Origin of the sequence: Micromonospora ureilytica, assembly GCF_015751765.1 — a bacterium.
Taxonomy (GTDB): Bacteria; Actinomycetota; Actinomycetes; order Mycobacteriales; family Micromonosporaceae; genus Micromonospora; species Micromonospora ureilytica.
Genome location: NZ_JADOTX010000001.1, coordinates 815396 through 831085, shown reverse-complemented (window position 1 = coordinate 831085; position 15690 = coordinate 815396). Strand labels below are relative to the sequence as shown.

14 protein-coding genes are annotated in these 15690 nt (G+C 66.5%); 5 read left to right on the top strand and 9 right to left on the bottom strand.

What is annotated here, in order from left to right; translation table 11 throughout:
• Window positions 1–31 precede the first annotated feature (31 nt).
• The 4 genes from IW248_RS03750 (at window position 32) to IW248_RS03735 (ending at window position 5250) form a co-directional block, all read left to right on the top strand.
• Window positions 32–1045 (top strand): phosphotransferase, encoded by a 1014-nt coding sequence (locus IW248_RS03750; protein WP_196925656.1) that lies wholly within the window; start codon window positions 32–34, stop codon window positions 1043–1045.
• A gap of 37 nt (window positions 1046–1082) precedes the next feature.
• Complete coding sequence (purF, locus tag IW248_RS03745; RefSeq protein WP_196925655.1) at window positions 1083–2555, top strand: amidophosphoribosyltransferase; 1473 nt, start codon at window positions 1083–1085, stop codon at window positions 2553–2555.
• A gap of 412 nt (window positions 2556–2967) precedes the next feature.
• Window positions 2968–3969, top strand: coding sequence for a hypothetical protein (locus tag IW248_RS03740; RefSeq protein WP_196925654.1), 1002 nt, complete (start codon window positions 2968–2970; stop codon window positions 3967–3969).
• Window positions 3970–4341: 372 nt separating this feature from the next.
• On the top strand, window positions 4342–5250 hold the full coding sequence (locus tag IW248_RS03735) for a helix-turn-helix domain-containing protein (RefSeq protein WP_196925653.1): 909 nt from the start codon (window positions 4342–4344) through the stop codon (window positions 5248–5250).
• A 42-nt stretch (window positions 5251–5292) separates the two neighbouring features.
• On the opposite strand, the gene IW248_RS03730 is transcribed toward IW248_RS03735, so the two are convergent.
• The 8 genes from IW248_RS03730 to asnB form a co-directional block, all read right to left on the bottom strand.
• Window positions 5293–6270 (bottom strand): diiron oxygenase, encoded by a 978-nt coding sequence (locus tag IW248_RS03730; RefSeq protein ID WP_231396163.1) that lies wholly within the window; start codon window positions 6268–6270, stop codon window positions 5293–5295.
• 97 nt (window positions 6271–6367) lie between these two features.
• Window positions 6368–7186 carry an ABC transporter permease gene (locus tag IW248_RS03725; protein ID WP_196925651.1) on the bottom strand — a complete coding sequence of 273 codons (819 nt, stop codon included), beginning with the start codon at window positions 7184–7186 and terminating at the stop codon, window positions 6368–6370.
• Window positions 7183–8184 (bottom strand): ABC transporter ATP-binding protein, encoded by a 1002-nt coding sequence (locus IW248_RS03720; RefSeq protein ID WP_196925650.1) that lies wholly within the window; start codon window positions 8182–8184, stop codon window positions 7183–7185. Before IW248_RS03720 ends, IW248_RS03725 begins: the two co-directional genes overlap by 4 nt.
• Before the next feature lie 2 nt (window positions 8185–8186).
• Window positions 8187–8990 (bottom strand): ABC transporter permease, encoded by an 804-nt coding sequence (locus tag IW248_RS03715; protein WP_196925649.1) that lies wholly within the window; start codon window positions 8988–8990, stop codon window positions 8187–8189.
• Between the two features lie 2 nt (window positions 8991–8992).
• Window positions 8993–9265, bottom strand: coding sequence for a PqqD family protein (locus IW248_RS03710; RefSeq protein WP_196925648.1), 273 nt, complete (start codon window positions 9263–9265; stop codon window positions 8993–8995).
• Window positions 9266–9267: 2 nt separating this feature from the next.
• Window positions 9268–10044 (bottom strand): hypothetical protein, encoded by a 777-nt coding sequence (locus tag IW248_RS03705; RefSeq protein WP_196925647.1) that lies wholly within the window; start codon window positions 10042–10044, stop codon window positions 9268–9270.
• On the bottom strand, window positions 10041–10841 hold the full coding sequence (locus tag IW248_RS03700) for a CPBP family glutamic-type intramembrane protease (protein WP_307787695.1): 801 nt from the start codon (window positions 10839–10841) through the stop codon (window positions 10041–10043). The genes IW248_RS03705 and IW248_RS03700 overlap by 4 nt, the downstream gene beginning before the upstream one ends.
• Window positions 10842–10843: 2 nt before the next feature.
• Window positions 10844–13084 (bottom strand): asparagine synthase (glutamine-hydrolyzing), encoded by a 2241-nt coding sequence (asnB, locus tag IW248_RS03695; protein ID WP_196925646.1) that lies wholly within the window; start codon window positions 13082–13084, stop codon window positions 10844–10846.
• A gap of 886 nt (window positions 13085–13970) precedes the next feature.
• Between asnB and IW248_RS03690 the strand changes: the two genes are divergently transcribed.
• Window positions 13971–14651, top strand: coding sequence for a hypothetical protein (locus tag IW248_RS03690; protein WP_196925645.1), 681 nt, complete (start codon window positions 13971–13973; stop codon window positions 14649–14651).
• A gap of 139 nt (window positions 14652–14790) precedes the next feature.
• Here IW248_RS03690 and IW248_RS03685 read toward each other — a convergent pair whose 3' ends face one another.
• Window positions 14791–15627 (bottom strand): class I SAM-dependent DNA methyltransferase, encoded by an 837-nt coding sequence (locus IW248_RS03685; protein WP_196925644.1) that lies wholly within the window; start codon window positions 15625–15627, stop codon window positions 14791–14793.
• Window positions 15628–15690 lie beyond the last annotated feature (63 nt).

Here is a 15690-nt window from a genome sequence, read left to right as displayed (position 1 = left end):
CCATGGTTGGATCCGTGGCAACCTCGGTTGGGTGCTCAACGGTGACGAGCCGATCACCATTCAGTCGATCTCCCTGACCGGCGGGGTCATGGGCAGCGTGGACCGAATTCGCTGCGGCGACCGCTCCTTCATCCTCAAGGGACCGCCGGACACCGCGACCGCCTGGGGCAGCCTCGCCGCCACAGCCCAGTCGATCGAGCGAGAGGCCGAGCTCTACCGATATCTGGATCAGCGGGGCTTCGGGGCGCCGAAGGTCGCGCCGGACTGCTACTGGTCGGTCATCGACGCGGCCGGCGGCGGAACTGTGGCACTGGAGGATCTCGGCACCCCCGGTGACCCGGCAGCGGTCATGGCGGCGGGCCTAGACCACGCGCAGGCCCTCGCCGCGGTGCGCTGCCTCGCGAGGCTACACGCTGGCTCGATGCGCACCGGACCGGGCCGGCTCGAGGTGCCGTACCCGTGGCTGTACACGGCCGAGTCGCCGGATCTCGTCGCGGCCGTCCAGCTGGGCCTGGCGGATCTGCCCGGCACTCTGACGCGATGTTGGCCGGGGATGGACGTACGACCGGATCTCTACCTGGACGTCGCGGGCCTGCTGCGGGATTCGCATCGGGGCAGTCGCCTGGCCGCCCTGTGCCATGGTGACGCCTGGGCGGCCAACGTGATCTTTCAGCAGCATGCTGAAGCCCCGGATGGAGTCACCGCCCACCTGATCGACTGGCAGTACGCCATGTGGGGCAATCCCCTGTCGGACGTCGCCCTGCTGCTGTGGTCTTCGCTGGATCCCTGGTGCCGTCGCGCCTGGCAGGACGAACTGCTCCGCCGCTACCACTCGGAACTGGTCATTCTCACCGGCCTGGACTATCCACTCCAAGCGTGCCTCGATGATCTTCAAAGGGCGCAACCGGCGGCCGCACTGGTGGCACTGGCGAGCGTCGAGGCCTACGTCGCGGGAATGGGCCCGGCCGAACACGCGAGGTTTCGGCCGCGGATGCTGGACGCGATTGACTGCGCATCCGCAATGACCGGCCGGGCAGCGCGATGACAGGTGAGTTCCGGACCAACGTCGCCACACTTCCAGGATGCGCTCGGCATGCCGTCTTTCTGGTAGAGTCGGGCCAGTGGGAGACGCTACCGAAACGATAAAAGAGGCCTGCGGAGTTTTTGGAGTGTGGGCACCGGAACAGCCGGTTTCTCACATGACGTACCTGGGTCTTTACGCGCTGCAACATCGCGGCCAGGAATCCGCCGGCATTGCCGTCAGTAATGGCGAGTCAATCTGGGTGGACAAGGGGATGGGCCTAGTCTCCTCGGTGTTCAACGACCACCGTCTAGCAGCACTGCAAGGCAATATCGCCATCGGGCACACGCGCTATTCGACCACCGGCGCCAGCGAGTGGTGCAATGCGCAACCGGTGCACAGGTGCGTTGCGAACGTCAACTTCGCACTGGCGCACAATGGAAATCTGGTCAATACCGCCGAATTGGCCGTAGAGGCTGATCTGGTCTCCGGCGAGATCGGCAGCGACAGCGATCTGATCGCCGAACTGGTCGTCCGGGAAATCAGCGCCGCTAATTCTGAAGATGACGCCAGCCTCGTTTTCGAGGATGCGTTCGCCGCTGTTCTCCCGCAGCTGCGTGGCGCCTTCTCACTCGTCGTCTGCGAGACAAACACGTTGATCGGCGTCCGCGATCCGAATGGTTTCCGGCCGCTTTTCCTCGGCCGCCACCCGAACGGGTGGATTCTCGCTTCCGAGATGCCGGCGCTGGATGTGGTCGGCGCCGAGACAGTGCGCGAGATCGAGCCAGGAGAGATGGTAATCGTGGACGGTAGCGGCGTGCGCAGCCGCCGCCCGTTCGCACAGGAGACCATCAATCCAACCCTGTGCTCATTCGAGTTCGTCTACTTCGCCCGTCCCGACGGCAAGCTGATCGGGCAGAGCATCTACGCCGCGCGCCGGCGGATGGGCGAGCAGCTGGCGATGCAGGCGCCGGTCGAGGCAGACCTGGTCGTGCCGGTGCCCGAGTCGGGGATCCCGGGCGCGCAGGGCTACGCCCAGCAATCCGGGATCCCGTACGCGGACGGGTTCATCAAAAACCGATATATCGGACGCACGTTCATCGCGCCCACCCAGGAACTGCGCCGTAACGCCGTGCGGATCAAGCTCAACCCGATCGAGGAGAACGTCGCCGGCCGGCGTCTCGTCGTGGTCGAAGACTCCATTATCCGCGGCACCACTCTGCGGGAGACCGTCCATTTGCTTCGCAAAGCCGGCGCGCTGGAGGTGCATCTGCGGATCCTCTCCCCGCCGTACCGGTGGCCATGCCATTTCGGCATGGACACCTCCGACCGGGACAAGCTGCTGGCGGCGAAGCTGAGCGTCGAGGAGATCCGCGAGTACCTTGAGGTCGACTCACTCGCCTACCTCGATATCGATCGGATGCTCGGCGCGATCACGCCGAAGCGCGGGGGCCTCTGCACGGCCTGCATGACCGGTGACTATCCGGTACCGGTGTCGATCCACTCGGCCAAGAACGTGCTGGAGACCGTCTGACCCGTCGTCGGCGACACCGGTTCCGGTCTCATCGGCGCGATCAGCACGCGTAGCCACGCGCGCACAACCGGTCGTCGGCGGGCATGTCCCAGCGACCACCCCGCCGCCGATCGACGTCGGCACTGTCATGCCGCGCGCCGCGCCGGGCCGGGCCGAGGTGATGGGCTTTGACCGCAACACGGCGGTGTCTGCCTAAGATCAGAGTCCGACGTGGACGGTTGCTCCCATACCTCCTACGGGGTCGAAATCTTGTAGATTTCAGGGCATAATGCCCTGGCGGCGCGGTTATTACATCGTCCGCGTCGCGACGTGCGACTCCCTTAGGCGGACGGACACCGGACAAGGACAAAGCCGACAGTTGGCCGTTCGACATCGGCCCATCCCGCCATACCCGAGAGCTGAAGGAGTTTCCGTGGCCCAAACGGCCAGTGTCGAGGGAACGCAGGATTTCTGGCGCGTATTCACGACCGACACTGTCAAGGTGGAGCTCTACCAGCAGGAGCAGTACCTGGCGCAAGGACTGGACGCGGCTCAACGTGCGCTCGGCTCCGACTATGCCGCGATCCTGCAGGGCCTCGCGGTGCTCGTCATCCAGGCGGATGTCATCGCTGCGCGCAAGGTCGAACTCTGCATGCAGTACGCTCGCGACCACGACTTTGAACCGATTGTCGCCGTGCCGTTCGTCATGGAACCGCAGATGACCGCCGCGACCTGGCGCTTTCAGTTCGACATGGCCACCGACGACAGTCTCGAGCTGTGCGACCTGTACTGCGCCAAGTCCGAATCGCTACTCGTCATTCTGGCCGACCGGAGCCGGGACCGGACGATCCCTGCCAGCTTGCGGTTGGCCGAGTTGAAGGGTCCGTCCGCGCCGGAGCGACGCACCGAGCGCAACCTGCGCACCGTGCTGGGTGCACCGAACCAGATCGTCTGCGCGGTGCACTGCTCCGACGAGCCGCTCGACATCCTGCGGGAGACCGCGATTCTGCTGCCCGATCGGCTGCTCGATCTGTTCGTCGAAATCGCGGACGTCGTCGACCGGGGAATACGTCCCGACATCGACGAGAAGATCGCGGCCGTGTACCGCAGCACACCACGCCACGACATGGACGTCGACCATGCCGTGGCGCGGCTGCTGAGCCGGCTGCCACAGCACGGCGCCGATCCGCGGGAAGGCGATGCGATTGAGCGGCTGCGTGCGAATCTGCCCGCTTGGCAGCGGCGCGAGCGCCTTCTGAGCTGGCCCATGTTCACCCAGGATCTGCGCTCTGTGGGCATCGACCCGCACAGCTGGGACGCCCTGCTGGTGGGCAGCGAATACGTCGAGTACGACCGGGTCGGTGGAACGAAGACGCTGGCGTACAGCGGCCACGCCGAGTGGGAGGCCGACCGGGGGCGCCTGCTGGCCCCGTGACGGTGTCCGGCCAAGATCGCATGTGGAGCGGGCTAGCCGCGCGTCGCTGGTCTGGTAGCACGCAAGGAGTGACGTGGTGCAGACGCAGGATGGCGGAGTGCTTCTGGTTGCGGTCGCGACAGCCCGCGCGCCGGCGGTCCGACCCGTGTGGTTTTCGCTCGCTACCTCGCGAAGGGCGGCATCGACCGGAAGTTCGGTACGTGTCGTGATAGGTCACCGACCGCGCGCCGCAGGACGTGGGCGGTGACAGGGAGGACGAGCGTGGACATGGGGAAAGCGGAATCGATACCGAGACTTACCGAGGCGGCGAGTCGGACATACGCCTGGGCAGTGACCCAGCGATCGATCTCGCAGGAGAAGGCGCACCAGGAGTTGGGGCTGGACGGCAAGGAGGCCGACAAGGCCCTGCGGCTGCTCAAGCGCCTGGGCCTGCTACGCACCGGAGCGGACGACAATCGACAACTGGTGGCAGTGCCGCCCCAGTCGGCGCGGATGCAGGTGCTCGGACCGCTGCTGCGCGACATGCAGCTCGCCCAAGAGCGCATCAACGAGATCCAGGAGGACCTGAACGCGCTGGTTCCCGCGTATGAAGAGGGCGTGGGTCAGGGACCCGGCCGGCACGACGTCGAGCAGGTCTGCGACCTCGAGCTCGCCCGCAGGATCATCCTGGAGCTCCTGGCCAGTGCCCGGACCGAAGTACTCGCGGCGGAGCCGGGTGGCGGGCTGTCCCCGGAACTGACAGTCGACTCGCTGGAGAGGGCGGACGACGTGTTGGGTCGCGGCGTCCGGCTGCGCGCCGTGCTGCAGCACACCGCTCAGTTCAATCAGGGCACGATTGCCGGCATCGAGCGGGTCTGCGAACTCGGCGCGCGGGTGCGCACCACGGCGGCCGGATTCGGCCGGATGTTGGTGGTGGACGCGACCACCGCAGTCCTCGCGCTCAGCGGACCTCAGCCCGGTGTGGCGTTGGTCCACGATCCCAGCGTCGTGGCGTTCATCATCGACTGCTTCGAGCGAACCTGGACCGGTGCGGCCGACTTCCCGGTCCAGTACAGCAAGGCGCAGACGATGGCGGCCGCGTCCGAGGTTCGGCAGGCGATCGTCACGCTCCTGGTCGAGGGTGAAAACGACAAGCGGATCGCTGAGCGGGTCGGGCTGTCGTTGCGGTCGTGCCAACGGCACATCGCCGAGATCATGAAGGATCTCGGGGCCCGCAACCGGCTGCACGCCGGTTTCCTGCTGCATCGAAAGGCTGCCGAAAGTGCCGGCCGACCGGCCTGACGATGGAGCTCGGCCGATGGCGTGGTTCGCGGATACCGGGGACTAGCGACGGCCCGGCAACAGACCGTACTGATGGAACTCCGCCTCCACCGACGGAAGCTCCAGTGCGTCCAGGGCGGCGAAGTACTGTACCGTCCGCACCGCGGTGGCCCGGGTGTGGGCCAGGACGGTCTGCTCGTCGTAGACCTCCGCCAGAACCTGCTCCGCGTCGTCGCGGTCAAGGCCATAGGAGACCAGTTCCGAGCGGATCGCGTCCGTGTCCGGACTCAGGAAGGCATTGATCAGTCGGGGGGCCAGCAGGGCAGCTTCTCGGCGACCTGTTCTGTCCAGAGAACCCCACAGGTGGCGCAGGAAGACGACGAAGTACGCGTGATGGCGTCCCTCGTCGGCCGCATGGTCCCGGATCGCGTCACGAACGGCGGGGGCCACAGTGGAATCCGCCGGGATGTCCGCGAGGGTCGCCGAGATGAGCGTCTCGGAGATCGTCACGAAGAGCAACTCCGCGAGCGGTCTCTGGTTGCTCGGCAGGGCCTCCTGGATCTGCCTGAGACGACGGAGGAAGTAGGGCTCGATCGTCAGCAACGGCCTGATTCCAGTACGTGACTCGACCTGGCGCATCAGATCCATCGAGAACAGCGCGTGGTACGCCTCGTCACAGTAAATCTTGTACGCGTCGAAGCGCATCTCCTCCGGAAGGGCGATGCCCACCGAGCCGGAGGCGATTCCGAGCACGGTGCTGTTGACCACGAGGGTCTCGAGCTTCGTGGTGAAGTCCAGGTACCGGTACAGGTGCTGAGTCAGAATTCGGTCGAACAGTTCGGGGCGCAGCTCCCGGACGAGAGCATGCCTGGTGAGCGGGACCAAATCCGGCGAAAAGTACACCGCGGTCTCGTCTTCCGGGCCGAGCAGGCGCCGCGGGTACTGCCGCACGGCGGCACGCTCATCCCACGTACGGAACGGACTGCGGTAGTTCTCGGTGCCGGACTCCCCCGGCTCCGCCGGCTCGGGTCCAGCGGGCATCGACAGCAACTGCCGCGGACAGTAGGTGAGAGCCGAGCAGCCGATGAACAGGCCAGCTATTCCACACATCGCGGCGATCCCGTCGCAGACATCATGATTAGAAGAGGTTGAGCTGGCCCGTGCGCTGCGCGCGCCGCTCGCCGATTCGCAGGATGAAGGACGCCAGCACGAGCATGACCAGGGTGCTCACACCGAGGCCGACCAGCGGCCCGGCCAGTTCGTTCAGCCACCGGCCTTCCAGCAACGCGCCCCGGACCACAATGAGGCTGCCGGTGAGCGGCAGGACGGTTCCAATCGTGGCGATCCACCCCGGCAGCATGGACAGCGGCAGACGGGCGCCACTGGAGAAGGCCATCGGGCCACCGAGCACGGTGAACAGGAAAGACGAATCTCGGGAGAAGATCAACATTCCGTTCAGCAGGGCACCCCACCCGACCGACGGCACGAAGAGGGCGAGGAAGGCGACCAGGAACATCGCCGGATGCGCAACGTGCACCGCGTCGGCCGAGGCCAGCAACGCAAGGCTGAAGCAGGCAAACAACCATGCGTTCTGCACCAGCGCTCCCACCCCGTTCGCGACCACGAGGACCAGCCGCCGAGCGGGTGAGAGAAACAGCAGCTCCAGCGTTCCGGTCTGGCGTTCGAACGAGAAGTGCCAGGCGGACTGCACGAGGGCGAAGTAGAAGGAGAAGCCCACCGCGCCGGTGGCGATGTAGGCCAGCAGGCTGTCCGGATCCGCCGCGGCGGGCCACCGCGCCGCAATGGAGTCGCCGACGACTGGCCGGACCGTGTAGTAGAGCGTCAGGAGTTCGAACAGCGGCCACAGCAGCATCGAGAAGAAGATGGTTTTGCTACCACTCATTCTCCGACGCTGCTTCAGGGCCTCCGCTCTGAAGACGCGCAGCAGGTCGATCACGGTGCGACGCCCGCAGGGGGGTGGGCACCGTCGGCGATCGCAAGGATTGCATCCTCCAGCGACGGGTTCGTCACCGTGAGGTCGATGATCGCACCACCGGCGGCGACGATCGCGGTCACCAGTGGCCCGGCGATGTCGTCGGGGTGCACCAAGGACACCACGAGCGTGCCGTCGTCACGACGTTCCTCGACGATGGAGGCACTGATCCGAGCGGTGAACTGGGCCACGGCGGCGGCCACCTCGGCGGACGGGTCGGGCACGGCCACCGTCACGGTCTTGTGGCAACCCGCATCCGCCGTGAGCATGGCCGGACTGCCCTCGGTGAGGTGACGGCCCGCCGCGATGACGTAGACGTGCTCGCACAACTCCTCCACCTCGGCAAGATAGTGCGACGTCAACAGGACACCCTTGCCGTTGCGTACCAGCTTGGCGACCACCTGCCGCAGGTCCCGCGCGATCGGCGCGTCAAGACCCAGGGTCGGTTCGTCGAGCAGGAGATAATCCGGGTCGTTGATCAGACCGCGCGCGATGGACAGGCGCTGGGCCATCCCGCGCGAATAGCGCTCGACGACGGTGTCGGCGGCGTCCGAGAGCCCGACGAGGTCCAGCAGTTCCTCGCTCCGCTGCCGGCGTACGCCCCCCGGTAGACCGTACAGGCGGCCGAAGTAGTGCAGATTCTCCCTGCCGGTCAGCTGCGCGTAGACCATCCGTTCACCGCCAGCGATGAGGTTGATCCGGCGGCGGACGGCCCGAGCGTCAGCGACCGTATCGAGCCCGTCGACCGTGATCGTCCCCGATGTCGGGCGCAGTAACGTGGCCATCATCTTGATGGTGGAGGTCTTGCCCGCACCGTTCAGACCCAGCAGGCCGGTCACCCGTCCTGGCGGAATGACCAGCGACAGCCCATCCACCGCGACCTTCTCGGTGGGCTTGCCGAAGAGTCCACGCGGGATCCTGAACGCCTTGCGCAGGTCGGTGGCGATGATTCCTCTAACCACTTTTAGGGTGTCCTCTCCACTGTGCGCCGCTCGGCACGGGGCAGCAACCAGAACCCGCCGACGAGATACGCGGCGCTCACCGACAGCGCCGCCACGAGTCGACCAGACATCCGCGCCAGGTCGAAGTCGCCGGACAGCGCAGCACGAATCAGGTCGAGCGCCGCGGTGACCGGGAGCGCCTCGGCAAGCCATTGCGCGGCCACTGGCAAGTATTCGCGAGGGAACGTGAACCCGCAGATGAGCGCCATCAGGAGGAAGACGGTGTTCTGCGAGATGTGCGCCTCGGAGGCGATGAGCATCACGGCACCCAGCACAAGCGACATCGCGAACAGCGCGACCACGAAGACAACGATCGCGATGGCGAGCCCGACCGGATCCGGCGCCGGGATCGTCACTCCGAGCGTGACGGACACGGCCGCGATGGCACCGGCCTCAGCGAGGGTGCTCAACACCGCGAAGGCAACAAACCCCAGCAGGTACGGCATCCGCCACGCCGGTGCGACGACCAATGCCACGAAGGTGCCCTCGCGTTCCTCCGTGATCAACGCCTTCGCCGTCCAGAGGATCAGCCGCACCGCGAACGTGTACATTACCGCCCCCACAGCCACGTAGCCCACGTAGTGCGCGGATCCGGTGATGGAGGTGAACTCCTGGCTGACGCCGTCCGGGCCGACCGCCTGAAACGCCAGGTAGGCCAACGCGATGGTCAGCGAACCCGACAGCACGGTGGAGGCGAAATAGGTCCACGGGTAGGCCCGTCTGGTAACGGCCCACAGCCGGTGGAACGTGGCAATCGCGACCTGCATCCCTAGAGGTCCCGGATATCGATCACGTCGGCGGTGACGAGATCAGTCAGCAGCTCCTCAATATCGGACACCGCATCCTCGACCGCGATGTCATACTCCGCGGCCAGTCCCTCGCCGAGCTGCCGGATGGTACGACTACCATCGATGCTCTTGTAGATGAAGGCCGCCACCTCGGAGAGCTCGAAGGCATTGTCTCCACGGGCGATGAAAACCTTGCCGCGGTACTTGCGCCAGCGGGTGTCCAGCCGGGTACTGGGAACCGTGTTGGGCGTCATGGTCAGATCTCCACTTCCATCGACAGCGCCTTGCAGAGCCCGGCGACCTCCTCGACCCACCGGCGCGGGTCCTCCGGGTCGAACGTGCGCATGGTTTCGATCGCCCAGTACCGATCGAACGGCAGGCTCGGCGGCTCGACCTCACGTATGCGGCGTGACCGCCATTTCGGCGACCGCCCGAACTCACCGTGTGCGGCGAGCACGGTGTCCACGACGTGCCCGAAGGCCAGTCGTGCCGACAGGACGGCGCTGTGCAAGTCTCCTGACGTCAACTGCCCGACCACGTCCTCCAGGCAGTCGTCTGTATTGGACAGACAGTCGGTCAGTACGAATGCCCGGAACGCCGACGCCTCGATCCGGACCCGCTGCTGAAGCACCCAGTCCTCGCCGACGAGCGGCCGGCAGGTGAGCAGGCGCTCGAGAAATTCTTCCTCCCAGGTGGTGAGCAGTTGCCCGCTGGGGGTGCCGTCCTCGAAGCGACTCCACGAGACCTTGTCGATGATTTGCCCGACCTGCCCGTCGAGCCAGTACTTGAGCTCCCACCGCCGGCCGTCGACGTGAATGACCTCCGTGGCGATCTCCGCGGGTTCCAGCGGCATGGGCTCGAAGCCGTTGGTTCCGCTGCGCCACGGCTCATCGGAGACCAGGCACATGTCGAGGTCGCTGACGGCGTTGTCCCACCCGCGGGCGACCGAGCCGACGATGAATGCTGATCGGCAGCCGGCGGGCAGCAGGCCGCGAGCCCTCAGGTGGTCCAGATGTGCAGCGTGGTCGTTCATGAGGCGTCAAGCTTTCCTGTGTCTTCGCGCTGGAGTTCGATGATGACGCCAGGCAGGTTGTTGATGAGGTGCGCCAGCAGCGCCGGGAAGAGCGACTGCGACAGCACGGTCAGGACAAGCAGGAGGACGGCGGCGGCGATCTCGGTGAGTGTCGCGCGGGTCGTCCCACGGCCGTTGCTGCCCGGCGAGACATGATGGCGGGCGACGAACGCCACCGCGGAGAGCAACCCCATCGGTGTGGCGGCCGCCGACGCCGTGGTCAACACCACACTGCGGAACAGTGCCTCCTCCCCGAACGGCCCGGCGGCGGCGCACACAGCCCTGGCCCGCCCCTGGGAACGCGGTGTCGGGCCCATGAGGAAGGCCAGCATGCCGGACGGCACAGCCCGAATATCGAGGCCACTGACCAGCCAGAAGACGCCGCCGACCCCGGCCGCTGCGACGAACCACCACCAGTCGGCAAGTTGTGTGAGCAGATTCCGTTGCGCCACCACCAGCACGATGAGGGCTCCACCGGGGGCGACCAGGCCGCAGAGTGTCTCCACCCAGAAGCTGCGTCCCGAGCGGTGAATCCTCGGCAGCCGCCACGGCAGGCACAGCAGTGCCGTCTCCACGACGACCAACGCGGCTACCGCTCTCGACGGACCGCCTTGGGCCCACAGGGCGAAGGCGAACGCGAGCATGCAGGATGCCGCGGCGACCCGTTTCCCGCTCAACGGCCAGCTTCGCCAGTCGAAAGTTCCGGCGAGTGGCCCGTTGTGGGACCGGTACTCGTCGGCTTGGGCGCTCGATGTCACGACTATCCCACCGCGGCCGGAACCAGCACCGGACGGTCGGCGCCGTCGGGCAGCTCCCCCGCCACCGTGAGAACACCGAGATCGAGGGCCTCGCCGAGCAGTTCGTGAACGGTCGCCGCGGCGCAGCCGACCTCACCGAGCAACGCGCCAAGGGTGCGCGCACCATCGACCGAGGTGAGTAGCCGGTGCCACTCAGGAGTCTCACTGCCGTCCACGACATACTCGATCGAGCCGTCAACCGCCACGTAACACATCTGCGGATCCTGCGGAGCTACGAGCAGCAGGACATTGTCGGCGATGGCGAGGACGGCGGTGGAGCTTACGCTCTCGCGACAGAGGACCTGTGCGTCGATTCGGGCCCGGTCCTCGTCCCAGTCGGAGATGGGCATTCGAAGGGGTACGGCGCCCTCTCGGGCGTCGACGGGAGCAACGGGTGGGCACATCGCCATCTGCTCCAGCAGCCCGAGGTTGACCACCCGGAGCAGGAACTCGACGTGCCCGGAGCCCGGGTCGGCCTCGAGCGCGCGCAACGTCGCCCTGGCGTTGTCCGCGTGGATATACGCCTGCGCGCCCGGACTGCTGATGGCCTCCTCGAGCAGCGCGTCGCCGTTGCGGGTGAGCATGCGCACGAAGGCTCGCTGAGTATGCCGCACCCCGTCGCCATAGAAGAACGGCACCTTGGGCCGCTCGGCGAACTCCGAAGGCAACACGCCGCGCATCGCCTTGCGCAGGATGTTCTTGTTCCAGACGAGGTTGGGGCGAAGTGCCCGGGGAATCTGGGCGACCAATTCGATCATGCGATGATCCAGGAACGGCACCCGCGCCTCGATCCCGCTGCCTGCCGCGGTGCGGTCCTCGTGCCAGCAGTTGTACTGCTGCATGTCCCGGTACTTCCACCTGAAGAACTGCTCGTACGGGTCGCCGACGGACGCCGCCGAAGCCCGGTAGAGGACTTCGTCCTGCAGCAGCGGGTGGTTTGACTGCTCCCACCAGGCGGCGAAGCCCTTCTGCGAGGGGCGATGATCCCGCAGACTCATGTCACGCAGGTTTGACTGGAAGTCACCCCAGGAGCCACCGCCCGCCATCGAGACCGTGTAGCCACCGTTGAACTCATCGCTGCCTCCACCGAGGAGCATGCCCTTGATCCCGGGGAAGGTGGCCTTCACGTATCGGTACAGCTCACGCTTGTAGTAGATTTCCGGGCTGCACTGCGGGGTCTCGACCAGCCACAGGAGCTGTTTCCACTGTTCGGGCGTGGGAACCTCGGCGACGTCGAAGACCACTTGGTGGTTGTCCAGACCCAACATCTGGGCCGCGCGGTGGCCGTACTCAGCATCGCCGTTGGCGATCGTGCTCCCGTTGATCGCGGTGAACGTACGTGGCCGCACAGTGCTCAGGGCGGCGACAGCGACGGAGTCGATGCCTCCGCTGAGGAAGAGCCCGAGATCGACGTCCGCGACCTCGGTCTCCCGCACGGAGGCGGCGAACAACTCTCCATACGCGCTGACGAACTCACTCTCGGACATGTCGGTGTTCTCGGTGAACTCAGGGAAGGCCCAGTACCGGTGGCTCTTGGTGTGCCCGTCGCGCAGACTGATGGTCATCACGGTGCCGGCCGGAACGAGCTCGATGCCTTGGAACCAGGTGTTGGGCCGACCGTCGGCAAAGTACGGAGCACCGTTCAGCGCCTGGTCGGCCAGGGCACCCGACCAGTCCAGCTCGCGGGGGCAGTCAGCGTCCTGAAACAGCGCCTTCATCTCCGAGCCGAAGACCACGCGGTCCCTGTTGCGGTGGTAGAAAAGCGGCTTGACGCCAAACCGGTCCCGGGCAAAGACCAGCAGGTCGCGGCTGCGGTCCCACAACACGATTGCGAACATCCCGCGGACATTGTCGAGGAATCGCAGACCATCGCGTTGGTAGAGGTGCACCAGGACTTCACAGTCGGAGCGGCTACGCAACCGGGTGCCAGCGGGAAGCCCAGCTGCCAGCTCGCGATGGTTGTAGACCTCGCCGTTCGCGATGAGGACTACCTGCTCGTCCTCGCTCCACAGCGGTTGACCGCCGGCGACCGGATCCACCAGGGACAAACGCGTGAAAGCGAGACCCACCGGCCCAGAGCGCAACAGCTCCAGCTCGTCGGGGCCGCGATGGGCCACCGCGCGCGCCATCTGGTGCAACAAAGTGTCTGTCTCAGCGGACAGAGCGCTGCCGTCGATTCTTGCGAGTCCGGCCAAGCCGCACATTGCAACCCCACTTGCGACTGAGAAATGTCATTCGGGAAGCCTGGCCAGGGCACCGCAGGCCTGGCCCACGATGCCCTGGCACACGCATTACGGCGTGACGTCGAGGATGGTGCCGAAGTCAACCTTTTTCGCGGTCGGCTTGACGTACTTCTTCATGCAATTCACCTCCCCCTGATGTATGGCCGGCGTGCCGATATACCTACGGATGCGGGGACACCGACGACGGTCGCCACCGATTGTGTCCGCCGGAAGGCGGACTCCTCCAGACACGGAAGGGGTTCATGATTTTGTTGGCGGAAAGACGAACCCCCCAAGAACCGCAATACGGTCATCCTGGATGCTCGTCGATCGATCCGCCGCACGACCCGTCAGCCCGGCCCGGGGGGTTGTCGAAGCGCGTGAAGATGGTGGCACGCCCGTGACCTGCCGGGCGGTCGACGAGGTCCACCGGAACCGGCTGGCAGCCGGTGATTGCCGACGGCGACTACCGCGGCAACCCACTTCCGCCGCTCCCGATCGGCGCGTGGCCGGACTGGGCAAAAGAATATCCATCTCGTAACCTCACCGGCGGCGGTCGATGGCGCCGCCACCGACAACGACCGTGGCCAAGCGATCGTGGGAGACGGTCCTTCTCGGACTGCCGACTGCGCCGTCCCGGCCGGCGAACCGTCACCGTGCCGCTGCCCGGGGCCTTTTGGATATCGGAGGAACATGTCGAAGACGCACGAGGTCGTGGTGGTCGGGCCGGAATGTTCGGCTCAGCGACGGCCCTGTACCTCGGTAGAGCCGAAGACGCGGTCACGGTCGTCGACGGAGCCGGCGAGCCCGATCCGATCCGGCGCCTGACGGCCCTGTCCCCGCCACCATCCGCACGACTGGAGGAATCATGGAAAGTCTGGAGTCCGTTCTCGCACCGCTCGACGGCGTCGACTGGGAGGACATCGACCAGGTCGGCTCGGCGAGCCGCAAGGTCCTGAGCGCCATCGATGCCGACCGCGATATCCTCCGGCGCGCGCTCGACGACCTACCGTCGCGGCCCGATCTGCTGGCGATGTGCGAGCACCCCGACATCGACGACGCGGACGGGAAGGGACAGCAGCTCGACAAGATCGTTCTGTACGCGAATGCGGAAACCGGCGTCCGGGTCCGGTTGCACACCTTCTGGCCCGGCTACTACGACCTGCCGCACAACCATCGGTGGACGTTCGCCAGCCTGGTGCTGCGCGGCGGGTTCCGCCACTACCTGTACGGCGACCAGGGCCCCGACGACGCCATGCCGCAGGCCGCGCCGCAGGCTCTGACCGTCCGCGAGGAGCGTGCCGGAACCACGTACGCGCTGCACCACCGGGCGCTGCACGCGCTCATCGCCGAGCCGGGCTCGGTGTCGCTGGTCCTACGCGGTCCGGCCGCCAAGGACCGGTCCTTCCTCATCGACCCGCAGACCGGCACGAGGCTGTGGCACTTCGGCGCCAGCACCGAGTCACCGGAGGCGGTGCAGCGCAAGCGGATGACCCCCGCCTTGTTGCAGGACCTGAGCGCCAAGTTCCGCGAGTGGGATCTCTTCTAGAGTCGTAGCGCCCACCACCGGAGGAAACCACTATCCGAACCCGAGTCGCCCGCCAGCGTGGTGTCACCCCGACTCGACGTCCGCCTGCGCCGGATCCAGGGATCCATCCTGGCCGCCGTGGGTCAGGAGGTCTACGAGCTCACCGACGCTGCTCCCTTCCACCGCCGGCCTGAGCACCGCCCGCTGACGGCAGCCGGTACACCGCGACAAACCTCCGGGCGTTCGCGTCGAACGGCGCCCGGCCAAAGGTGGACCAGCGCTGGTCGCTCACCAGACCCGCCTGCGTCGCGAGATCGTCGAGTTGGCCGGGGGTCACATACCGCTCCGTCCAGGACGAGCAGCGCAACCGCTCCCGGTCACACCTGACCCAGGTGACGTGCACGGTCTGCGCCTCGCCGTCGTGCCGGTAGATCTCGTACTCACAACCCTCCGGCGACACCTCGGTCAGCCGGATGCCGTCTGCCCAGCGGGCCAGGCGCGAGGCGCCCGCGTGATAGGCCTCGACCACCACCCTCCCACCCGGTGCCAACAGGTCACGCGCCCGCTCGAGGAACCGTTTCTGGTCCGCCCGTGAGTCCGCGTAGAAGAATGTGTGGAAGACGCAGTAGATCAATGTGTAGGTGCCACGGACCCCGGTCAGCCGGAGGTCGTTCACCAGCACCTCGACATTTGCGCGTTCCGCGTTGTCCGCTTTGGCGGCCAGGACCGCGAGCATCCCCGGGGAGGGGTCGACGCCGACCACCCGCAGACCGGTCCCACTGAGGGGGATCGCGACCCGACCAGTCCCGACGCCGACTTCGAGGGCCGGGCCGGATCCGGCGAGGTCGCGCAGGAAGGCCAGCTCATCGGCCGCGTATTCCTGGTCACCCCACAGGCGGTCGTAGTCGGCGGCAATGTCGTCGTAGAAGCGGTTCATCCCGTCGCGGGCCTGCCCATCCGGCTTCGTCCGGCAAACTGGTGGCCTCTGCGTCGCCATCAGCTCGATCAGACACTACCGGCTCCTGCACGCCGCGGCCAGGATCACCCGCGCCGCCCGAAG

Excerpts from the sequence above, each read along its gene's own strand:
- purF (WP_196925655.1), top strand. The coding sequence starts at position 1,083 with ATGCGCTCGGCATGCCGTCTTTCTGGTAGAGTCGGGCCAGTGGGAGAC.
- IW248_RS03715 (WP_196925649.1), bottom strand. The coding sequence starts at position 8,990 with ATGCAGGTCGCGATTGCCACGTTCCACCGGCTGTGGGCCGTTACCAGA.
- IW248_RS03710 (WP_196925648.1), bottom strand. The coding sequence starts at position 9,265 with ATGACGCCCAACACGGTTCCCAGTACCCGGCTGGACACCCGCTGGCGC.
- IW248_RS03705 (WP_196925647.1), bottom strand. The coding sequence starts at position 10,044 with ATGAACGACCACGCTGCACATCTGGACCACCTGAGGGCTCGCGGCCTG.
- IW248_RS03685 (WP_196925644.1), bottom strand. The coding sequence starts at position 15,627 with ATGGCGACGCAGAGGCCACCAGTTTGCCGGACGAAGCCGGATGGGCAG.
- IW248_RS03690 (WP_196925645.1), top strand. The coding sequence starts at position 13,971 with ATGGAAAGTCTGGAGTCCGTTCTCGCACCGCTCGACGGCGTCGACTGG.
- asnB (WP_196925646.1), bottom strand. The coding sequence starts at position 13,084 with ATGTGCGGCTTGGCCGGACTCGCAAGAATCGACGGCAGCGCTCTGTCC.
- IW248_RS03730 (WP_231396163.1), bottom strand. The coding sequence starts at position 6,270 with ATGCCCGCTGGACCCGAGCCGGCGGAGCCGGGGGAGTCCGGCACCGAG.